Source organism: Pseudoalteromonas sp. MEBiC 03607 (genome assembly GCF_004792295.1).
GTDB classification, from domain to species: Bacteria; Pseudomonadota; Gammaproteobacteria; order Enterobacterales; family Alteromonadaceae; genus Pseudoalteromonas; species Pseudoalteromonas lipolytica_C.
Genome location: NZ_SRRY01000001.1, coordinates 351,788 through 373,861, shown reverse-complemented (window position 1 = coordinate 373,861; position 22,074 = coordinate 351,788). Strand labels below are relative to the sequence as shown.

General features: G+C 41.4%; 20 protein-coding genes. 10 read left to right on the top strand and 10 right to left on the bottom strand.

Translation table 11 applies throughout. From position 1 onward, the window contains the following. Positions 1–139 precede the first annotated feature (139 nt). Together E5N72_RS01710 and E5N72_RS01705 are read left to right on the top strand one after the other, a co-directional pair. The gene (locus tag E5N72_RS01710; protein ID WP_135922965.1) at positions 140–895 is read left to right on the top strand and encodes an SDR family oxidoreductase; all 756 of its coding nucleotides are present in this window, start codon (positions 140–142) and stop codon (positions 893–895) included. 180 nt (positions 896–1,075) lie between these two features. After that, positions 1,076–2,557, top strand: a complete 1,482-nt coding sequence (locus E5N72_RS01705; protein WP_135922964.1) for an FMN-binding glutamate synthase family protein — start codon at positions 1,076–1,078, stop codon at positions 2,555–2,557. A gap of 34 nt (positions 2,558–2,591) precedes the next feature. On the opposite strand, the gene mtnK is transcribed toward E5N72_RS01705, so the two are convergent. Beyond that, entirely contained in the window at positions 2,592–3,809 is a 1,218-nt protein-coding gene (mtnK, locus tag E5N72_RS01700) for an S-methyl-5-thioribose kinase (protein ID WP_135922963.1), read from the bottom strand. Positions 3,810–3,954: 145 nt separating this feature from the next. On the opposite strand from mtnK, the gene mtnA reads away from it, so the two are divergent. Continuing rightward, complete coding sequence (gene mtnA / locus E5N72_RS01695) at positions 3,955–4,980, top strand: S-methyl-5-thioribose-1-phosphate isomerase (RefSeq protein WP_135922962.1); 1,026 nt, start codon at positions 3,955–3,957, stop codon at positions 4,978–4,980. A 5-nt stretch (positions 4,981–4,985) separates the two neighbouring features. On the opposite strand, the gene E5N72_RS01690 is transcribed toward mtnA, so the two are convergent. The 5 genes from E5N72_RS01690 to E5N72_RS01670 all read right to left on the bottom strand — a co-directional run bounded on the left by E5N72_RS01690 (position 4,986) and on the right by E5N72_RS01670 (position 9,423). After that, complete coding sequence (locus E5N72_RS01690) at positions 4,986–7,133, bottom strand: winged helix-turn-helix domain-containing protein (protein ID WP_135922961.1); 2,148 nt, start codon at positions 7,131–7,133, stop codon at positions 4,986–4,988. A 95-nt stretch (positions 7,134–7,228) separates the two neighbouring features. Beyond that, on the bottom strand, positions 7,229–7,570 hold the full coding sequence (locus E5N72_RS01685) for a gamma-glutamylcyclotransferase family protein (protein WP_135922960.1): 342 nt from the start codon (positions 7,568–7,570) through the stop codon (positions 7,229–7,231). A gap of 1 nt (position 7,571) precedes the next feature. Continuing rightward, positions 7,572–8,114, bottom strand: a complete 543-nt coding sequence (locus E5N72_RS01680) for an acireductone dioxygenase (RefSeq protein WP_135922959.1) — start codon at positions 8,112–8,114, stop codon at positions 7,572–7,574. Then, complete coding sequence (mtnC, locus tag E5N72_RS01675) at positions 8,111–8,797, bottom strand: acireductone synthase (protein ID WP_135922958.1); 687 nt, start codon at positions 8,795–8,797, stop codon at positions 8,111–8,113. The genes E5N72_RS01680 and mtnC overlap by 4 nt, the downstream gene beginning before the upstream one ends. Beyond that, positions 8,794–9,423: a methylthioribulose 1-phosphate dehydratase gene (locus tag E5N72_RS01670; protein WP_135922957.1), complete on the bottom strand. Its 630-nt coding sequence runs from the start codon at positions 9,421–9,423 to the stop codon at positions 8,794–8,796. Before E5N72_RS01670 ends, mtnC begins: the two co-directional genes overlap by 4 nt. Before the next feature lie 99 nt (positions 9,424–9,522). On the opposite strand from E5N72_RS01670, the gene E5N72_RS01665 reads away from it, so the two are divergent. The 3 genes from E5N72_RS01665 to E5N72_RS01655 all read left to right on the top strand — a co-directional run bounded on the left by E5N72_RS01665 (position 9,523) and on the right by E5N72_RS01655 (position 12,907). Beyond that, positions 9,523–10,665 (top strand): methionine aminotransferase, encoded by a 1,143-nt coding sequence (locus E5N72_RS01665; RefSeq protein WP_135922956.1) that lies wholly within the window; start codon positions 9,523–9,525, stop codon positions 10,663–10,665. Beyond that, positions 10,653–11,426, top strand: coding sequence for an amidohydrolase (locus E5N72_RS01660; protein WP_135922955.1), 774 nt, complete (start codon positions 10,653–10,655; stop codon positions 11,424–11,426). Before E5N72_RS01665 ends, E5N72_RS01660 begins: the two co-directional genes overlap by 13 nt. Before the next feature lie 65 nt (positions 11,427–11,491). Then, positions 11,492–12,907 (top strand): mannose-1-phosphate guanylyltransferase/mannose-6-phosphate isomerase, encoded by a 1,416-nt coding sequence (locus E5N72_RS01655; RefSeq protein ID WP_205994282.1) that lies wholly within the window; start codon positions 11,492–11,494, stop codon positions 12,905–12,907. Between the two features lie 93 nt (positions 12,908–13,000). Here E5N72_RS01655 and E5N72_RS01650 read toward each other — a convergent pair whose 3' ends face one another. The 3 genes from E5N72_RS01650 to E5N72_RS01640 form a co-directional block, all read right to left on the bottom strand. Next, positions 13,001–15,157, bottom strand: coding sequence for an ATP-binding protein (locus E5N72_RS01650; RefSeq protein WP_135922953.1), 2,157 nt, complete (start codon positions 15,155–15,157; stop codon positions 13,001–13,003). Between the two features lie 153 nt (positions 15,158–15,310). Continuing rightward, a complete protein-coding gene (locus E5N72_RS01645) occupies positions 15,311–15,967 on the bottom strand; it encodes a response regulator transcription factor (protein ID WP_135922952.1) in 657 nt (218 codons plus the stop codon). A 230-nt stretch (positions 15,968–16,197) separates the two neighbouring features. Then, entirely contained in the window at positions 16,198–16,569 is a 372-nt protein-coding gene (locus tag E5N72_RS01640) for a histidine triad nucleotide-binding protein (RefSeq protein ID WP_135922951.1), read from the bottom strand. Positions 16,570–16,674: 105 nt separating this feature from the next. Here E5N72_RS01640 and E5N72_RS01635 point away from each other — a divergent pair, with 105 nt between their 5' ends. After that, positions 16,675–17,298, top strand: a complete 624-nt coding sequence (locus tag E5N72_RS01635) for a DUF2057 domain-containing protein (RefSeq protein WP_135922950.1) — start codon at positions 16,675–16,677, stop codon at positions 17,296–17,298. A 53-nt stretch (positions 17,299–17,351) separates the two neighbouring features. On the opposite strand, the gene E5N72_RS01630 is transcribed toward E5N72_RS01635, so the two are convergent. Further along, positions 17,352–19,196, bottom strand: a complete 1,845-nt coding sequence (locus tag E5N72_RS01630) for a M1 family metallopeptidase (RefSeq protein ID WP_135922949.1) — start codon at positions 19,194–19,196, stop codon at positions 17,352–17,354. A 145-nt stretch (positions 19,197–19,341) separates the two neighbouring features. On the opposite strand from E5N72_RS01630, the gene murB reads away from it, so the two are divergent. Genes murB through E5N72_RS01615 form a run of 3 tightly spaced genes read left to right on the top strand, consistent with a single transcriptional unit; the run spans position 19,342 to position 22,036 of the window. After that, positions 19,342–20,352, top strand: coding sequence for a UDP-N-acetylmuramate dehydrogenase (murB, locus tag E5N72_RS01625; RefSeq protein ID WP_135922948.1), 1,011 nt, complete (start codon positions 19,342–19,344; stop codon positions 20,350–20,352). Further along, complete coding sequence (gene birA / locus E5N72_RS01620; RefSeq protein ID WP_135922947.1) at positions 20,349–21,341, top strand: bifunctional biotin--[acetyl-CoA-carboxylase] ligase/biotin operon repressor BirA; 993 nt, start codon at positions 20,349–20,351, stop codon at positions 21,339–21,341. The genes murB and birA overlap by 4 nt, the downstream gene beginning before the upstream one ends. Next, positions 21,338–22,036, top strand: a complete 699-nt coding sequence (locus E5N72_RS01615; protein ID WP_135922946.1) for a type III pantothenate kinase — start codon at positions 21,338–21,340, stop codon at positions 22,034–22,036. Before birA ends, E5N72_RS01615 begins: the two co-directional genes overlap by 4 nt. The last annotated feature ends 38 nt before the right edge of the window (positions 22,037–22,074 follow it).

Sequence of the window (22,074 nt, the reverse complement as noted above, 5' to 3'; positions counted from 1 at the left end):
TTTGACAATCAGTAATTGCATATTCACCCAATTCCCGCACTTTATTCAATTGGATAAAGTAATGAATTGAGAATAGGTACGCCTAATCCAATTTAGGTTACTTTCTGACTTTTATATGAATTACTTAAAGGAGATAGGAATGTCAAAGCATGATGTTCAAGGTAAAGTGGTGGTTGTTGCTGGCGGTGGCAAAAACCTAGGTGGCTTGATCAGTCAAGAGTTCGCCAAAGAGGGGGCAAAAATTGTTGCACACTATCATAGTGACTCTTCGAAAGCGGAAGCTGAGGCTACTGTTGGTGCGATTTTAGCGGCAGGAGGTGATGCGGTGACGTTTCAAGGTGATCTGTCTAAGCCAGATAATGTAACGGCGCTTTTTGACTTCGCTAAGTCTACTTATGGTGGTATTGATATTGCGGTAAATACCGTTGGCAAGGTACTTAGAAAGCCGATTACAGAAACGACAGAAGCTGAATATGATGCAATGTTTGATATCAACTCTAAAACAGCTTATTTTTTCATTAAGGAAGCAGGTAAGCAGTTAAATAACAACGGTAAAATCATCACAATAGTCACCTCATTACTCGCCGCTTTTACAGATGGGTATTCAACGTATGCCGGTGGCAAGGCGCCTGTTGAGCACTTTACTCGAGCTGCAGCAAAAGAGTTCTCTGGTCGTGGGATTTCGGTAACAGGTATTGGCCCTGGCCCAATGGATACGCCTTTCTTTTATGGTGAAGAAACGCCAGAACGTGTTGCATTCCACAAGTCCCAAGCAATGGGAAATCAATTAACACAAATTGAAGATATCGTACCGATCGTTACATTTTTGGCAACCGATGGTTGGTGGATCACTGGACAAACTATTTTTGCTAACGGTGGGTATACAACACGCTAATTGGTTAGGTATGCCTTAAACTTCGGCATACCTACTTTTTGAATTCAATACTCTTATCACTTCTATTTAGTAAATACTTATCCTGCGAGTAGCGAAACCTTAAATATATGAAGTGCTTATTGCACGTAATATAAACACCTTATATGCTTTGAAAGATGTCATTTCACAAAGGGGCCTTGGATGAGTGATTTTATAATTTTTAGTATCGATGTATTTGCCAGTTTATTTATTTTTGCACTAGGGATCGGATTACTGGTGATTGTGTGCTTTTACATTAGTGATGTGACGCAATCTAAGCAGGCGATTCGCCGTAATTACCCGGTGATCGGCCGCTTTCGTTATTTCTTTGAGCGCCAAGGTGAATTCTTTCGTCAGTACTTCTTTGCTATGGATAGGGAAGAGTTACCATTTAACCGCGCAGAGCGAAGCTGGGTTTATCGCGCAGCAAAAAATGTTGACCGCACTACTGCGTTTGGTTCAACACAAAGCCTAGAAGCCACAGGGACTGTGATGTTTATGAACTGCGCCTTCCCAAAACTGGATGAAGAGGCGTTAGAGCCAAGTTATGTCACCTTAGGTCCATACTGTGAGAAGCCTTATTCTACCAATGCATTATTCAATATTTCGGGCATGAGTTTTGGCGCTTTATCAAAACCCGCTGTGCGTGCTTTATCACGAGGTGCAAAATTAGCTGGTTGTTGGATGAATACGGGGGAAGGTGGACTGAGTCCTTATCATCTCGAAGGGGGGGCTGATATTGTATTTCAGATAGGTACGGCAAAATATGGTGTGCGTGATGAGCAAGGTAAGCTAAGTTTAGAAAAACTAAAAGCAATTGCCGAGCATGAACAAGTTAAGATGTTCGAAATTAAAATGAGCCAAGGCGCAAAACCGGGTAAAGGCGGTATGTTGCCTGGGCGTAAAGTGACCGCTGAAATCGCCAAAATTCGGGGGATCCCTGAAGGGCATGACTCGATTAGCCCTAATGGACATCCAGAAATAAAAGAACCTGCCCACTTACTCGATATGATTTCGACAGTTCGAGAAACAACAGGCAAACCAACAGGTTTTAAAGCAGTGATTGGTGAATACACTTGGCTTGAAACCTTGTTCAGTGAAATTAATAATCGAGGCATTGAATCAGCGCCTGATTTTATCACGATTGATAGTGCCGACGGTGGAACGGGCGCAGCGCCTCAGCCGTTAATGGACTCTGTCGGTTTACCGCTGCGTGAAAGCTTACCTCTTGTTGTAGACCTTTTGAAAAAACATGGTCTAAGAGAGCGTGTAAAGGTTATCGCATCGGGTAAGTTAATTGTGCCATCAAAAGTTGCTTGGGCATTAGCGCTGGGTGCTGACTTTATTGTTTCGGCTCGTGGTCATATGTTCTCGCTTGGCTGTATTCAAGCTCTACAATGTAATAAAGATACTTGCCCTACAGGTATTACGACCCACAATGAGCGCTTACAACGAGGTTTAGATGTAACAGACAAGGCTCAGCGTGTTGCTAACTATAATAAATATATTCATTATGGGGCAGGTTTGATTGCCCATTCATGTGGTGTATCCAGTGCCAGAGAATTGGCTCGTCATCATGTGCGCGTAGTGCAAGAAAATGGCTTGTCTGAGCCGCTCGATAAAATGTACGAGCATTATCAGTAAAGTATTTAGAAAGGCGCGTTTAGCGCCTTTATTTTTAGTTTAGCAAGCTAACCAGTAAAGAGAAAAACTCATCTTTATTATTGCAGCTTGTCGCGTTAAGCATTAATTGCTCACCGAGTACCAGCGTTTGTTGTTGCACAGCAAGGCGAGCATTTACATCGTCAATGCCATCGATATCGGCAACATGGGCTAAACCTATGGTGCGGCGAATAAGTTCAGCGCCACAGTAACCAATCGCATCGTGTAATACTTGTTGTAAATAATCTTCCGTAAAAGCGCGGTTTGCAAAGCTAATATCTGTTGCTTCGTTACTTGCTAGGGTTAGCCAATGTTGTTCAAATTGGCTGTAACAATCCTGCAAGCAAGTTAGAAGGTGGGTTTGATATTGACGGCGTGCTGCCTGATTTGTAATACGGCCATTTTGCGCGCAGTAATTAAGCAATAAATTGCCCATAAAAGAGCCGATATCGAAACCAACAGGGCCAAAAAATCCGAACTCAGGGTCGATCATTTTGGTGGTGTTTGTATCGACAAAAATACTGCCGCTATGCATATCACCGTGTAATAAAGTTTGCGGACAAGATAAGAATTTAGCTTTTAATTTGGCTGCGGCTAGTTTTAAAGCGTCATTATTGCGAATGCTTTCGACGTGCTCATTAAGCTCAGCAGGGAAATTATTGCGCTCATGCTCAATGTAAGGGTCAGTAAAGAATAAATCTTCAGTGATCTTACATAAATCAGGGTTGATAAACTGACTCACTTTGGCTTTTTTATCTTCAGCAGATAAATAGAAGTCTGAGTTATAAAAACCAGTACGACTCAAATACAGTGCGACATGACTTGCCAGTAGCGGAAATTGCTCTGCGTTGATTTGCGCGCCTCGTAAAATCTGCAAATGCCCTAAATCTTCCAGCACTGTTAAGGCAAGTTCTGCATTATGGTGCAAAATAGCGACAGTATGTTCTGGGCATAAGGCACCGTGATTAATGAGCACATCAGCTTCTATGCGTGCGCGATCAAGTGATAATGGCCATGATTCGCCTACGCAACGAGCATAGGGAAGGGCTTGTTTTAAAATAACACTATTATTGTGTTGATCCGTTACACGAAAAACCAGATTTAAGTTTCCGTCTCCAAACTCGTATGCAGTCAGTATTGCATCAGCAGGGAAAACTGAAATCAGTTCACTTTTAACAAGTTCTTTAATGTAATCAACAGCATGCTCTGAAGTGAAGGCGGTGTAATCAGCCATGGCTCTATCTCATAAAACAATAAACTTTAAGCATTCTATACTTGTAACCATTTAGATGTCCATACATCTAGCTTGTTAGTTGTCAAAACTGATGTAAAATAACCATTCAATAAAATTAGTTTTTCATTATTTATTCGGATTCAGTATGCAAGATCTCATCGCGAGTAGTATTAAATATCAGCAAGGTACGCTAACTGTACTTGACCAGTATTTGTTGCCACATCAACAGCATTGGCATGTGTGCAATGATGTTGAAACGATGAAAGATTTAATTTTGACACTGAAAATCCGTGGTGCACCGTTAATAGGTTTAGGCGCTAGTTTACTCGTTGCACATTTAGCAGAGCAGGGCATGAGCCAAGCCTCACTCGCTATCGCCATAGATGAGCTAGAAGCAACCCGTCCAACAGCTGTTAATCTAATGCACTGTATGGCCAAGTTACGCGAAGCGTTGACTGAGAGCGACTTTGTTGCTGCTGTTGTCTCTACCGCTGAGCAGTTGTTTAAAGAAGATATTGCACTTTGCGATAGTATGGCTGAACGTGGTGCGGCTTTGGTTGCCAAAGGCGACAATATTTTAACTCATTGCAATACTGGTGCATTAGCAACAGCAGGTGTGGGTACTGCATTAGGAGTGATTTATAAAGCGCAGCAACGCTATGGTGATATTCATGTTTGGGTTGATGAGACTAGACCATTACTGCAAGGTGGCCGTTTAACTGCCTTTGAACTTGAGCGTTGGCAAATTCCTTATACTTTGATTTGCGATAACATGGCAGCTAGCTTAATGGCGGCAGGTAAGGTTGATAAGATTTTTGTAGGCGCTGATCGCATTGCTGCAAACGGTGATTTTGCTAACAAAGTGGGCACTTATAATCTTGCTGTATTAGCGCATTTTCATAACATTCCATTTTATGTTGTTGCGCCATTGACTACGCTTGATACGCAAACGACATGTGGTAATGACATTGAAATTGAGCAGCGTAGTGTAAATGAAGTGCGCGGTGTTAGTGGTAGTTTTGGTGAAGCAATCTGGGCACCGACTAATGCACAGGTTTATAACCCAGCGTTTGATGTAACACCTGCTAATTTAGTAACAGGTTGGGTGCTCGATACCGGGGTTTATAACCAAGCAGATATCGAGCAAGGTATTTTAAAGCAGTTAAAATAGCGGATTTATTCAGCGCTTTTTTCTGTGTAAAGCTCAATGCTGTTTTGACTGTTTGCTGTTAAGAATGAAATTGCGAGCTTGTCATTACTTGCATTGAGCTGGCTAATAAAGTGCAAAGGCTGCATTTGCAGAGCTAATTCGACATCCTGCAGGTTTGCTAATTTAATGCTATACACTTCAGTTTCCGTGGCAATATACAAGCTGTGTTGGTTGCTTGTCATTGAGATAATTGAAGGCTTCAGCTCGGTTAACTTATCTGGCGTTGTTAGTTCACTGTAAGTATTGCTGTCACTATCTAAAAGCAGGTATTTTTCATATTTAGAATGCACTATTAGCTGAGTTTCGTCATACCAAGCAATTGCCAAAGGGGTGTCGATGGTACTTTTGACAACTTCATCGCTGTTAGTATGCAAAATCATTATTTGGTTTTGCAGGCTACTAAGCTCGGTATAAATAACGGCAATCTTATTACCTCTGACAGCTGCCAGTTTAGTGTTCCCTGGTAGTGTCCAATGCTTAATTTCTGAAAAATCATTCGCATTTAGTAGCGTTAATTGCTGATTGGTTTTATTAAAGCTAACAAGCTTACTACTGCTACTATTTGCAGCAATAATCGCAGTATCTTCACCAAGCTTATCGGTTATATCGATATATTGGTTATCTTTTCGAAGCCAGTGTTGGCGTTTGTAGTATTCAAAGTCAGCGAAATACACATCATTATTAGTTAATGCAACTAAGTCATCCTCATGCTTATTTGCAGTCGCAATATAGCTCATTTGTTTTGATTTTAAGTCAAATAAAGCTGCATCACTGTCGTGTATATCTGTGCTAATTAGCACGCTATGTTTATTAAGAGGGTAAGCGTAATTGGCTCGTTTTACAGGGGCTTTAATAGGTTGCCCACGGCTCATGGTATCAAACGAAAATGATTCAATCGTCAATTTACCGCGGTTATACCAAACAAGCGAGTTGCTTTGCTCATCGTAAGTCGCAGCCCAAGAGCGGTAATTGTTAGTTGTTAATAGCTTTAGTGAGCTGCCGTCTAAATTAGCCATGTAAATTTCTGCTTGGGCAACATTATGGCGTTCAAAAATAATGCGGCTAGGGTTTTGAATCGTCGTTAATATAAAGTCACCCGTGCCTGTAATATTAGGTGAGGTAATGCGAATCTCTTCACCTGTTTTTAAATCTTGTGCATACAAAGCATATAGGTGAGTTAAACCACGGTAATTATTACGCCTTGTAATTGCCACATTGCCGACTTCCATGTATTGGCTTGGGGTGCGGTTTAGTACAGATTGATTTGTTCGAGGCTTTATTAGTGCTTCGTTAGATAGCAGGTTACTCGCTTGCCAAGTAATACAATCGTTGTAATCATCCCCTTCACATGAACCATAAAATAAGCGTTCACCGTCTTCAGACCAACCTTGTAAAAATAGCTCCCCTGATGCAATCTGGTACTCTCGTTTAGTTGTTAAGTCGACAACATAAAGGTGTTTCTTATCATTTTGCAGTATGTAAGCCAGTTTCGTTTTGTCTTGGCTTAGCAATAACCGATAGTGCGTGCCTTTATGCCAAGTAATGGTTTCGGCTTGAAGATCTAAAAATGGTACTTGCTCTTGGGTTTCGACATTGGCTTGGGGTTGTTGTATATACAACCAAGTAGCAGCAATCAATAAACTTAATACTAAGGCAACAAAAGGCCATGGCCAGCGCGATGAGTGAGTGTTTTTCTCGCTGATGGTGTTAGTGTTTAGGTGAGGTTTTGTTTCTTCATTTGCCGCTACTACTGGTTCAGCAATAGGTGCCTGCTCAAGAGGTCGCACTGCAATGAATAAGCTGTAGCCTTTACGATAATGGGTTTTAATGGTTTGACCTGGCTGTTTCTCTGATTTGAGTGCTTTTCTTAGTTCAGAGATAGCTCGGTTTATAGCATTGTCATCAACAAAACTTTGTTGCCAAATATTTTCAACCAGTTCTTGGCGAGTAATTATTCGCTCGTTATTTTCAATAAAAAAGCAGAGCAATTTAAAAAGCAAAGGTTCTAATTCGCGGGTGTGAACACCGTCACTGATAGTTTGCTGTTTTATATTAAGTTGCCATTCGCCAACAAAAATAACATTATCGCGTAAGGGTGAAAGTGCCGACCCCATTTTTAGTCCTTTAGCAAATAATTAGTACTTATTAATGGGGTCGATAATAACAGAAGTTGTACTGTAATTGGGTTTTTTTGTTTTATTTTTGTAAATTAAAGACTATTTTTTGCAACATATACCCACGCATTAGTATGGCAGAGGAATTTTTCTGCAATGCGTTGATAGTCGTCCACTTCGTATTTATCTGCTTGTGCAAGCTCTTGCTCTGTAATTAAGTAGATTGTGCCGCTCACAGAATCGCTTTCATTACCTGTTTTTAATAATGCAGGATGAAAACGTTGCCCACTGCTTTTAAGTACGGCCTCGTCGGTGATCTCTACTTCGCCAACTACATACCCTGTCAGCGTGGCTGGTTGACCTTCGAGCAAACGCCCAAAGGTATCTAACTGAACTTGTGGGTACTGCAAGGTACCGTACGAAAATAGCTTTTCCATATTAATCCAAAAGGGGAAAGTTGTTAGCAATATCAGACTCAGTACTTTGCGCGACCCAGCCTTCAGTATTATTGAATAAGCGAATTGCTGTGAATTCAGGATCACTGCCCATATCAAACCAATGTGGTGTAAGCTCAGGTACTGAAATCAGGTCGCCTTGTTGGCAAAGAACTTGATACACTTTATCGCCCAAGTGTAGGCAAAATAAACCTTGGCCTTTCACAAAAAAGCGCACTTCATCTTCACTATGAGTATGTTCAAATAAGAACTTGCTGCGTAATTCGCTGGCATTTGGGTTACCTTTTGCAAGCGAAATAACATCCACTGTTTGATAGCCACCTTCAGCCTTAAGGCGTTCTATATCGTTAGCATAGGCAGTTAAAATAGCGTCATGACTGGTGTCTTGATCAATCTGTGCCGTTGCTTGCCATTGCTCAAAGCGAACGCCAACCGCATTAAGCTCTCTAGCAATAGCGCTTAAATCTTCACTATGAAACAGTATGTTATCTGCGTTTGTATCATTAAAAATAGTTAATTGACTCATACTAAAAGCTCCGCGCTGAATGCTGTGAAATCGTTAATATATGGGTGGATATCACTTGCTTCTTGGCCATCTCGAATAAGGTGAAGCGTTCGCAGACCTGCCGCTTTTGCAGCATCAAGCTCTGCTTCAACATCGCTTAAAAATAGCACCTCTTCAGCGTCAAAAGGCAGTTCAGCAATAATATTCTCATAAGAGCTTTGCTGTTGTTTTGCGCCTACTTTAGTATCGAAGTAACCACTGAATAAAGGTCTAACATCACCATAATCAGAAAACTCAAAAATCAGGTGTTGGGCTTTTACTGAGCCAGATGAGTACACATAGAGACTTTTGCCCGCTTGTTTTTGGGCTTGTAAAAAGTCATAAGCATCAGGGTAAAGGTGGCCAGTAAAATCACCATTTTCGTAGCCAGTTTGCCAAATTAATCCTTGCAATTGCTTAAGTGGAGTAATTTTTTGGTCCGTTTCTATCCAATGAATTAAATGCTTAATAACCGCGTCAATATCGGCTTCTGGTTGTTCAATATGTGCTTTAACAGCATCAATTTGGGCTGCAACCTCTGGGTCTGTTTGATGTGATTTTACAAACTCGGGTAATTGCCCTGCAGCGTAAGGGAATAAGACGTCTTTGACAAAAGAAATGCGGGTAATTGTGCCTTCAATATCGGTTAAAATCGCTTTGATCATGGCTGAACTCCAGCTTGAATGCCTTCTAGTTTTAAGCGCTCAAGTTCACAGCTAAACAAAAACTCTAAGCCTTCTAAATGACGCAGTACTTCTTTGATATCGCGACCAACCACGTATAAACCGTGGCCGCGGATTAATACGGCATGCTCAATAGGGGTATGAAGGTGATGATCACTGACAAGTAAACTTAAACGGTCGATGTCTTGGTCGTTATCAAAAATAGGAATACTTAGCGTATCTAAATGCGATTTAACACCACTTAAAGACTTTTGCATTTCGTAGCCGTGTAAGTTGATAGTATGGCCTTTAATAACACGCGATAACACGGTTGCCGCTACCGAATGAGTGTGTAAGACATAGTTTGCTGATGGGATCAGCTTATACATATTTAGATGCAGCTCAGTTTCGGCTGAAGGATTACCTGAGCCCTTAGTGCGATTACCTTCATGATCAAATTCAATAAACGCATGAGTGCCGAGTTGGCCTTTATCGAAGCCACTTGCTGTGACAACATAGCCACTTGCTGTGCGGGCTGAAAAGTTACCACCAGTAGCAGGGACCCAACCGCGTTGACTTACCCATTTACCGGCTTCAATTAGTTCTGAAATAGCGGTATTGTTATGCATATATTCCTCGACATTCTAAAAAATATTTAGACGGCTATACATCTGTTTTAAGCAATGATAGCATCGCTTCGGGCGCAAAACCATCTTTAAGGAACCTCTGTGTTTGAAAGTAAATTGCCGAATTTAGGCACCAGCATTTTTAGTCAAATGACCGCTCTGGCAAATAAGTACCAAGCGCTTAACTTATCTCAGGGTTTTCCTGAGTTTGATGCACCTGAATTACTAAAAAAACAGCTTAATCATTATGTACTTGAGGGGGTAAATCAATATGCACCTTCAAGTGGTGTTGCAAGGCTGCAGCAGCAAATAGCCGCACTGATTGCTAGAAAATACCATAACAACATAAATTATGAGCAACAAGTTACTGTCACTTCAGGAGCTACAGAGGCATTGTTCGTGGCGATTCAAGCACTTGTCAAAGAGGGTGATGAAGTTGTGGTATTTGACCCCGCGTATGACTCGTACCAGCCAGCAATCGAACTTGCCGGTGGTCGCTCAGTTCACGTTGCCTTGCATGCGCCTGATTACAAAATTGATTGGCAAGCCGTAGCCGATGTCATTACAGACAAAACGCGTGTCATCATTATCAACACGCCACATAACCCAAGCGGTAAAATCTTTAAAACAGAAGATACTAATGCCCTTAAAGCACTTGTTGCTAAGCATGATTTATATGTAATTAGTGATGAAGTGTATGAGCACATCACCTTTGATGGCGCTTTTCATTTAAGTGCGCTGACCGACCCTGAGTTATTTGCACGCAGTTTTGTGATCTCAAGCTTTGGCAAAACCTTTCACAGCACCGGCTGGAAGATGGGTTATTGTGTTGCGCCTGCTCAGCTAATGGTGGAGTTTCGTAAAATTCACCAATACGTGACTTTTTCAAGCTTTACGCCTGCCCAGCATGCACTAGCCGATATGCTTGAGTTAGAGCCTGAGCATGTTGATGAACTGAACCTTTTTTATCAACAAAAACGCGATTTACTTAGCGAAGCACTAGCACACAGTCGCTTTAAAATATTACCAAGTGAAGGCACCTACTTCTTATTGCTCGATTATAGTGATGTATCTGATCTTGATGATGTTGAGTTTTGCCATTGGCTGGTAGAGCAAGCTGGTGTTGCAGCTGTGCCGCTTAGTGTGTTTTACAACAGCGTAAGCAGCGACAAAGTGATTCGTTTATGTTTTGCAAAAAATGATGACACATTAAAACGCGCCGCGGAGATTTTATGTCAACTTTAACCTTAGCTTTAGTGCAGTCCTCACTGCACTGGCTTGATAAAAACGCTAATCTTGCGCATTTTACTGATCAGCTTAATGGCTTAAAAGAGCAAGTTGATTTAATTGTCTTGCCAGAAACATTTGCTACTGGTTTTGCGATTAATCTAGATTGCAGTGAGCCTGAGCAAGGTGAGGTACTTAGCTGGTTAAAAGCCACAGCTAAGCAAAAAAATGCTGTGGTTGCAGGCTCTGTTTTAGTCGCAAAAGGTGATAAAAAGGCCAATCGCTTTTATTGGGCTTGGCCAAACGGCGAAGTAAAGTATTACGACAAACGCCATTTATTCTGTTTAGGTAACGAAGGCAATTTTGTTGCAGCAGGTACACAGCGCGAGATATTCACTATTAATGATTTTCGCATTTTACCGCAAGTGTGTTACGACCTTCGCTTTCCTGTATTTCAGCGTAATTGCAACGACTATGATGTGATGATAAACGTAGCTAATTGGCCCGCTGCTCGTCGCAATGTGTGGGATACCCTGTTAAAAGCACGCGCAATGGAAAACCTCTGTTATGTCGCAGGCGTAAACCGCATTGGCGCTGATGGTAATGATGTTGCCCACAGCGGAGGCACTGCTGTATATGATTTTAAAGGTGATACCTTGGCAGCGCTTGAAGATAACCAATCGGGTATCATTATTAAGCGCTTAGAAAAATCACCTTTAGATGACTTTAGAAAGGCTTTTCCTGCTCATTTAGACGCTGATCAATTTCAGTTACTGTAATTGCTCGAAGAAGCCTACTCAAAAATTTGTTAAACTCATGGTTGGATAATTTACTTTAAGCAATCATGAGTCGCAAAATCACCCCCGTTATTCTTGCTGGTGGCATAGGTTCTCGTTTATGGCCTTTGTCACGTAAAGCGATGCCTAAGCAATTTTTGTCTTTGCTTAGCGAAAAATCACTGTTACAGAGCACGTTGTTACGAGTGGCTGACTCACGATTTAATGCGCCGATTTTAGTATGCAATGAAGAGCACCGTTTTATTGCTAAAGCGCAAATTGCAGAAATCACAGATAGCTATACTCTACTGCTGGAGCCTGAAGGTAAAAATACCGCGCCAGCGATTGCCTTAGCAGCTGAATTTGCGTTGCAAAATGGCCTAACGGATCCCTTACTAGTCATGCCTGCTGATCACCACATAAGTGATTTTGATAAGCTTATTGCATGCTTAGATAATGCTATAGCGCTTTGCCAGCAACAACAGTTAGTGACCTTTGCCATTACACCCACTGAGCCACATACTGGTTATGGTTATATTCGCCAAGGTGAGCCGTTAGCCCATGAAGGCTGCTTTAAGGTGGCTGAATTCAAAGAAAAACCAGCCCGGCAATTAGCCGAGAAATACCTTGCCAGTGGTGAATATGGCTGGAATAGCGGCATGTTCTTATTTTTGCCGGATGTGTATTTAAGCGAACTTAATCGTTTTGCGCCAAAGATTGCTGACAGTGTCGCAAAGGCGGCTAGCTTTACTGCAGATTTAGGTTTTCAACGGCCTGTAGCGAATGCGCTTACAGCGTGCCCAAGTGATTCCATTGATTATGCTATTTTGGAGCGTAGCGCTAACGTTGCTGTTATTCCTGTTGATTTAAGTTGGAGTGATGTTGGCAGCTTTTCAGCACTCTCTAAAATCGCTGAAAAAGACTGTCATGGTAACTATTTAGCCTCGCAAGGCGTGAGTTTAGATAGCGAAAATAATCTACTCATCAGCGAAGCCGACCACACTATTGCGGCGCTCGGCGTGAGTAATCAAGCAATTATTCATACTCATGATGCCACTTTAGTGGCAGATAAAAGTGCGCTCGATAAGCTTCCTGACTTACTTAAGCAGCTTGCTGTTATTGATAATGACAAATTGACTCACCATCAAGCGGTATTCAGACCTTGGGGCAACTATCGAACTTTAATTGAAAGTACTGGCTTTAAGGTAAAGAAAATAATCGTCAACAGCGGTGCAAAACTCTCAACTCAACGCCATCAGCACCGTGCAGAGCATTGGGTTGTCGTATCTGGAGTGGCAAGTGTGCGAGTAGGTGATGACGAGTTTGAGCTAACAGCCGATCAATCTTGTTATATTGCGGCTAAACAATTACATAGCCTCGCTAATCAACAAGCCACACCTCTGATCGTTATTGAAGTACAAACCGGTGCAATACTTGATGAAAGCGACATCGAGCGATTTGATGATAGGTATGGTAGGGACTAGCTATAAGTTTTAACTAAATTGAGCCGGTTGTTTCTTTATTGAAAACACCCGACTTAAACTTCTATTGGTTAGGTTTTAACGCTTCCGCTTTCCCTAAGTTAATTCACTTCTTACATGTTTTAAGTAGGCTTGAAGGCTGTCTTGCCACAGCACAAGTGTATCTGTAAGCGAGTCTTTAAGAGGTTTGTTGTCGAGTAACTTACGCTCTATTTTTTTAAGCTCTAAGCCGTAACGGTTAAAGCCTAATTGCAAAGCGGTACTGGCTTGGCGGTGGAGAAGCTTGATGCACTGTTCTTTATCATCTTCTACAAGTTGTTGACAGCGAATCAACTTGTTACGAGCTGATAAAACAAATTCGTTGTAGATTGATGATACTTCATCTTCATTAAATGAGCTTACAAGTGTCGCTGCAGCCGTTTCATCGTACAAAGTGTCGCGCAGCTCGACAGCTATGCTTGCAGCCTGGTTCGTTTGCGAATCGCTAAGTGCTTGGCGTAGCTTTTGTTGCTTTATTGGTTTTCCGACAATATCTTTAATTCCCAGCGCCAAGTATTCTTTTATTTCATCGGGGCTAAGGCTTGCTGTAAAGGCAAGCACCGGTGTTCGTTGATTTAAGTGGTCAACAGTTTTGAGTTTTTTTAATACATCCTGCCCACTGAGATCGGGTAAATTCATATCAAGTAACACTACGTCAAAGTGATGCTTTTGCATTAACTCTATAGCGCTTTTACCATCTTTTGCGAGCTTAATTTTGTGCTCGTCATCGGCCATAAATTCGATAGCAATTTTTTGGTTTAGGTCGAGATCTTCGACCAATAAAACGTCAAGCCCAGTGACATAGTCTTTTGATTGGTGGCGCTGTTCAACAAGACTTAGCTCACCAATCGCAAGTGAAATATCGAAACTAAAAGTACTGCCTTTATTTAGCTCACTGGTTATATTAAGTTTACTTCCAAGCTTTTCGAGTAATCGGCTTGTTATTGCCAAACCAAGTCCCGTTCCGCCTTTTTCTTTACCTGCACTGCTTTGTACATAGGGTTCTGTGAGAAAGATAATTTCTTCGTCTTCGATACCCGGACCTGAGTCGATAACACTGATGCGAACAAGATGATCTAATTGTCTTTCTTTAAGTAACGTTACATGTATTTTTACTGCGCCGTGGTCTGTAAATTTAATCGCATTACCCACTAAGTTAATAATAACTTGTCTTAGTTTTTGCTGGTCGCAGTAGTAACATGCTTGAGCAGGTAAATCGTAAATAAGCTCAAACTTTAAATGTTTTTGTTCTGCAAGGGGGCTTAGCAGTAAGCATAAATTGTTTAACCAAGTTTTAAACTCAACATCTTCTTCATAAAGCGCTTCATCACGCTGATCTAGACTTGCATAATCAAGGACTTTATCAACCAGTAAATTGAGAGATTCTGCAGAGTTGATAATCGCTTCACAGTAAGGTTTATCGCGAGGATCACTTGATTGGTTCATGATAAGCTGTGCGCTCCCTAAAATACCATTTAGGGGGGTGCGAATTTCATGGCTAATTGTTGACAAAAATAAGCCGCGAATTTCAAGGTCTTTTTGTGCTTTTTCAGTGAGTTGATTTAAATTCTGTTCTCGGCGTTCATTACATAATAATGCCATACCCGTGGCATAAAACATGGGTGCGATAACGCCGTTAATGAATAGGGTAATACTAAACCAGTTTGCTGATAATAAGTCTGCTTTAGCAATATCGCCCATTAATAAAGTGCGGCCAGTAAAAATAGCAAGAATAATGCTGAGTATTAAAATATAGACAATGCTGCCATTAGGGTAGTTTTTGCGGCCATTGCGAATGAACAGTGCCAATAAGAACAGCGCTTCGATAACATGCTGTAAATCAGAAACTAAAATGCGACTTCTTAACTCTGAATTGTCAGTAGAGAGGTAGATCATAAGTAGCGCAAATGCTGCAGTTATACCGACAAAAGCTTTGAAACCGACACACTTAGCATTGAAAAATTGGCAAACGGCAAGAACATGAATGATCGAGGCACAAAAAAGTAGTGAGTTGGCAATCGATATACTGGCTACATTATTAATATGACCATGTAATGCAAAACTCATTACTGATGCAAACATGACAAGAGGGTAGAAAATATAAAGAAGTGTACCCGGGGTATTATTATTTGTTCGCCAGGTTAAATAGTTCAGTAACGTCATTACCGCCATCATAGCGGCGCTTACATAATATAAAGTAGCTGAATCTAGCATTATTTTTCCGGCAGTCTGCAGTCAGCTTGAGAATAAGGTCTATTGCCATGTATATCAACTACAAGATACAAAAACAGACGCTAGTAGCGTCTGTTTAACTTAGTAGGGTGTATTGTAGCAATTGGCAATAATACTTGACGAAGCGTATTGGTTTTAACGGATCTCGTCAGGAATATTTTGCTGTGCCCATGACAATAACTCGATACGGTTACGGCATTTGGTTTTTCTGAATGCACTGTACAAGTGAGTTTTTACTGTGTGTGGGCTGATGCTTAAGTCTTCAGCAATCTCTTTATTTTTCGAACCTTTACTCATTAGTGAAATAATTGCTTTTTCACGTTTAGTAAGTTTAACCGGCTCGATGTCGCCATCTGTCAGTTTATGTAAGGCATCTTTATTAAACTGCAGCATGCGATTTAATGCATTACACATGATTTCGCGGCGATACCATAATTGATCTTCCAGCAACAAACGAATGCCTTTCATTAACACATCAGCATTGTCTGTTGTGTAAAAAACACCACGGATACCACTTAACAGAGCACGGTTAGCTAATTCAGGGTTTTCATCTAAATTGAATAATACGATATCGCATTTCATGCGCAGATGAACGAGTTGCTCTTTAAGCTTACCCCATGGATCAGTGCTTGATGTTTCAATGAATAACAAGCGTGTGCCTTCAGGTACTTCAGAAATATCAGTACCAGATGTGACGTCTAGCCCCTGTGTTTTTAAAAGTGGTTCTAATACATTAACACCAATTGTGTTAACCGGTTCTGGATCTAATAATAAAAAGGCTGAACTACTCATATATATACACTCTTGAATAAAGTTGACAGTTTCATCCTACCACGCAATCCACCCCTTTCGTATTAGAAATTTCTGAGAGTTGTGCAGGAAAAGTGCAGTTTGTGTCTATTTTGTGTCAAATAATACAGTTAGTTAACTTAATGCAACGTGTTAACTAACTGATATATATATAGTATAGTTCAAATTAATATGTTTGTACTACTTTTTACAGTTATTTACATATTAAAGTGCTAGATGCTTTCTTTCATCTTATCTTGGTAAGGAGGCCAACCCATTGGTTTGCCCGCTAACATGTGTAGGTGTATATGGTACACCGTTTGCCCGCCATGTTCGTTACAATTCATCACAACACGAAAGCCATCCTCACTAAAACCAAATTGCTTAGCTAGTTTTGCAGCAACGACATACAAGTGACCAACCAAGTGGGCATTTTCTTCTGTAACGTCATTAACAGTCGCAATTGGTGTTTTGGGAATGATCAATACATGAAAGGGTGCTTGTGGATTAATGTCTTTAAAAGCCAGTGATAACTCGTCTTCATAGACAATATCGGCAGGGATCTCGCGATTAATAATCTTTGTAAAAATAGTCTCTTGGCTCATACTTAGCTCTCTTATAAATGTGGTTAAATGACCGCCCACTAATGACAAACTTTATTTGCAGTGTCAAACTGAAACTGCCACAAGTTGAACAACCAAGGAGTGAACATGCGTAAGTTAGTATTACTGAGTAGTGTGTTAATGCTATTGAATAGTGTTAGCAGTGTAGCCGAGACTATTCACTTTCCAGAAGAGCTTGTACCGTTACAAGTGGGAGATCGCCTTATTGAGCAATCATTTTTTAGCCGTGTTGATGATGTTGAGCTTGCCCCAGGTACCTATCAGCTGAAAATGAAATACACAGATCTATATGAGCAAGGTTATGACGACCATCAGGTTGTAGAGTCAGAGCCTTTTTGGGTTGAAGTGACGGTTGAAAATGGCAAAGACTATGATGTTGTATTTAATCGCGCCAGTAATGCTGTAGCAGCGCAGGTGTTTGCTGAGTCACCTCAAGTGAGTCTAAAAGCGAAAGGCAGTGAGCTTGCGATGCCGTTATCAATTGTTAGTTATCGTGCACAGTCAACGTCAGCGCAAGCTGTTGCGACAGCGCCTGTTGCAAGTTCAAGTAGTAAGCCTGCGACAGCGGTGCCAGTTACCTTACCTGCAAAAGTACCAGGTGGGCAGGCTGGATTAAAAAATATGCCAAATGCAGTGGCAATGTTAGAGTTTTGGTGGCAACAAGCGAGCCCTGAAGAGCGTCGTGCATTCTTACAAAAGGTAAGCAACTAATTCTAATTATTAAAAAAGGCGCTGAAATCAGCGCCTTTTTTGGGTTTAGTGACTTATTTTGCGAATAAGTCGTCTACTGTACCTTGTGCAAGAGGGTGGTAACCCGGACGTGCTTTTAAGTACACATCATGCGCCCAGTCTTTTTTACCGTTTTTAATAAGTGCTTTATATAGTGGCACAATTAATTTACGGCGACCGATGCCAGAGAGGTGCTTATCAAGAGCAGGGTAAATTGGTTGATAACCATTACCTACCGCTAGCATAAACCATGCGAAAGCGCGCTCAGCATTAGTTGACTGTGTTAAGTTGAATTGCTTATCAAGCTCAGTCATTTTTTCAATGCTTAAATCGCGAGGTAGATTATTTAAAAAGTGTAGCCACTCATGAACAGACCAATCTGCTGTTGGTAATTGAGCTGCGCTAATCTCACCGTTTAACCATGTTTTGGTCACTGCATCAACTTTATCGAAAGCATCAGAGGTTGGATTTGGTGCGTCGCTTGGTAAGCCTGGCTCAAAAATCCACTCATTAACTTTATCCATGCTGACCACGCCTGGGTATTTGTCGATCAGGTTTGCTTTTAAGTAAGTAACAAATTGAGCGGTTGTAAGAGACTTAAACGCAAATTGATCAAAGTAACCTTTTACAAATGGGTCAAACTTGTCACGACCATATTTGTTTTCTAGATAGATTAAGAAAAGTTGACCTTTAGTGTAAGGCACTGAGCTAAATGCATCATCAGGATCGCGGCCATTTAGTTTTAAGTTAAGGCGCGTATCTGGTGCTGGTAGCGTTTTAAGTAATGCACGTAAGCCTGCTGCATCAAGTGCTTGTTCCATCACTGCACGGTCACGGCCAAACACTTCTTCCATGATGCGGTTTTCAACGTAAGACGTGAAGCCTTCGTTTAGCCATAAATCTTCCCACGTTGCATTAGTCACTAAGTTACCAGACCAAGAGTGAGCAAGCTCGTGAGCAATTAGGTTTACTAAGCTTTTATCACCAGCAACAACCGTTGGTGTGATGAATGACAAGCGTGGGTTTTCCATGCCACCGAATGGGAAGCTTGGTGGCAGCATTAATAAGTCGTAACGACCCCATGCGTATTCGCCATACATTGCGTTAGTTTTGTCGATCATCGCTTGTGTGTCGTTAAACTCCGCAACCGACGCATCTAAAATTGTTGGCTCAGCAAAAATACCGGTTTGCTTAGACATGGCTTTAAATTCTAAATTACCCGCACCAATTGCGATTAAGTATGGCGAAATGGGTTGTGGCATATCGAATAAGTAGTCGCCGTCTTTATAAAGCGCATCTTTATTGTCAGCACTCATAACTGCACGAATGTCTTTAGGAGTGTGAATACGTGCTGAGTAAGTTACGCGCATTGCAGGCGTATCTTGTACAGGGATCCAACTACGAGCATGAATTGCTTGTGATTGGCTGTACATAAATGGGTGTGACTTACTGGCTGTTTGCTCTGGTGTTAACCACTGTAAACCTGAAGCTTCTGGGCGGCTGTTGTAGTAGATACGTGCTTTAACCGCTTGGCTTTTAAATTTAATTGTTAATTTTGAGCCCTTCACGTCATCACGTGCAGCAAGGGTGAAGTCAGCTTTGTGCCAGCTGCCTTTTTTATCTTGATACATTACTTTGTCGATATCTAAATCGCGAGTATCAAGTACCAGTGTTTTGCTGTTCGCATTGTGCCAATCTAGCGTATGCTCAACAAAACCCTCTAGTTGTTTGTCATCAAAATCAACATCTAAATCTAGTAGTAGGTGAGTGGTTGTTACGTCATCTAAGTTTGCGTAAGTGTGCTGGCTGATTGCATCTGCAGTTGCTTGAGAGCAAGCACCGGCCATAGCAAGACTTAAAAGTAATGGTTTAAACTTCATAATAACCCTGGAACACAAATGAAAAAGAGCCCGTTTTATAACATGATTAGTGCAGTGGGTTGAGTGATTTTTACAATCTAATGCGTATTTTGCGACGATAGGTTACACTAATGCGATTAGTTACCGGTAACCTTTGAGGCGTTTTGTGGCTCAGTCCCTGCAATCTTTTCATACCTTTTCTTTGCCAAGCCAATGCCAGCATTTTTATCAAATTGATGAAGTGAATCAGCTTTTAAGCACAGACTTTTCGTCTCCCTTTTGTATTTTAGGTGAAGGCAGTAATACGGTGTTTTTATCTGACTACCAAGGTTCTGTCGTTCACATGAACACGAAGGGCATAAATATAGAGCAGCAAAGTGATGGCTTTTTATTGCATATAGCGGCCGGAGAAAACTGGCATCAATTAGTCGCTATGACCATTGCCAATGACATGCCAGGGCTTGAAAACCTTGCTTTAATCCCCGGTACCGTTGGTGCTGCGCCAGTGCAAAATATTGGTGCTTATGGTGTGGAGCTCGAAAAGTTTGTTAGTTATGTTGAGTACTTTGATATTGCTACCAAAACAATAAACCGTTTAACAAAAGACGAATGCCAATTTGGCTATCGTGACTCTATCTTTAAACATGCACTTAAAAATAAAGCAGTGATCACTCAAGTCGGGTTACTGCTCCCTAAAAAGTGGCAACCAGTGCTTAGTTATGGGCCATTGCAACAGCTTACAACTCCTTCGCCACAGCAGGTGTTTGAACAAATCATCACAACTAGAAACAGCAAACTACCAAACCCAAGTGAACTTGCTAATGCGGGAAGTTTTTTTAAAAACCCAGTGATCTCTAATGAACAACTTGCGGTACTTCTAAAACAGTACCCTGAGCTACCTCATTACTATGTTGATGCTGAACATCATAAGGTTGCCGCAGGGTGGTTGATTGAACATGCTGGGTTAAAAGGCTATCAAGTTGCAGGAATTGAAGTTCATCAGCAGCAAGCGTTAGTGCTCGTGAATCACGGCAATAGCACTGGAGATGATTTAATTGCCATGGTGAAACATGTTCAGCAACAAGTCTGGCAAAATTACAAAATTGCGCTACAACACGAGGTGCGACTGATTGATGCCGATCGTGAGTGTCACATTGAATTGGGAGCTTCATCATGAAAGCGCCAGATGGTAACAAATTAGCTATTTTGCAAGCGCTCAATCAAGGTGGTTTTGTTTCTGGCCAGCAATTAGGAGAGCAATTAGGTATTAGCCGTGCTGCTGTTGGTAAACATATTCATTCTTTGCAGGAAATGGGCCTAGATATCTTTAAAGTAACGGGTAAAGGGTATTGCCTGAACAATAATGCAGGGTTTCTAAATCAACAAGCGATTACTGAGCAGTATAACAAACTAGGTGGTAACACAGCCAACGTTGAGGTGCAGCCAATTATTGATTCAACCAACAGTGAATTAATGCGCCGTCTTCAAAGTGATGTTCCGTTAACATCTGGCACTGTACTGGTTGCGGAAATGCAACAAGCAGGAAAAGGCCGTCGCGGCCGAGTATGGCAATCACCATTTGGCGCTAATTTATACTTTAGTTACTTCTGGCGCTTGGATGATGGCTTACAGGCGGCGATGGGAGTGTCGATTGCAGTAGGGCTAGCTGTATATGATGCCTTAAAAGCTTTGTATCAAATTGATGTTGAGCTTAAGTGGCCAAACGATATTTATATAAACAGAGAAAAACTGGCGGGTGTTCTCGTTGAACTTGATGGGCAACCACAAGGGCCCTGTCAATTAGTGATCGGTATTGGCATAAACCTACATATGCCCGAAAGTGTCAGCCAACACATTGACCAAGCTTGGACCGACCTGAGTCAGCATGTTCAAAAGTTAGATAAGAATAAACTCGCTGCTTATTTGTGTATTTGTTTAGAACAGCGATTAGCGCAGTACCAGCAGTCAGGGCTAAACGAGATGTACATACAATGGAATAGCTTAAATGCATTTGCTAAAGAGTGTGTCGAGCTAAATACAGGGCATCGTAGCTGGCGAGGAATTTGTGAAGGGATTGATAGCCAAGGTGGTATCCGCATTCGCCAAGACGGAGAGGTAAAAAGTTATTATGGTGGTGAGATTTCATTGCGTAAGGCAGATAAATGAGACTGTTAGTTGATGTAGGTAATACTGCTATTAAAGCTGTTTTATATAATCAGGGCTGTTACAAACAATGTGAACTGAATGCGCTGCCTTGGCCGCAAATTAATGACATGGTGTTTGCTTGTGTAGGCAGCACCGAGTTGCTTGCTCCTCTCATTAAGTTAGCCGAGCAACATAAAGTTACCGTGTACGAGGCAAAAGTAAGCGCTAAACTTGAGAATTTAAAATGTGCCTACGAGCACTTTACCAATTTAGGTATTGATCGTTGGCTTGCACTAATTGCTGCATATGTGGAGCTGCCAAAGCAACACTGTATTGTGGTCGATGCTGGCACCGCAACAACGATTGATGTATTAAACAGCGAAGGAGAACACCTTGGCGGGTGGATTTTGCCTGGGCTTGATTTAATGACAACCTCATTAACGCAAAATACGCAAAAAGTGTTCGATGATGGGCAAACTCCATTTGCTGCAGAGTTAGGCCGAAACACCCCTAATGGTTTAAAAAACGGTGCGCTTGTTGCGACTGTAGGGGCAATTGAGCAAGCTAAGCGTCATCTTAATAATGAAAATAGCTGCTTATTATTCGCTGGTGGCTATGGAAAGTTGTTGGCCGAGCAGTTCGCTGTGAGTGAGTTTGACAGTCAGCTTGTTTTTAAAGGACTGAATTACTGGTTAGAATTAACACTAAAACAGTAAAAAAGCCTATATTTGCCTGAATAGTGAGCGTTTAACAC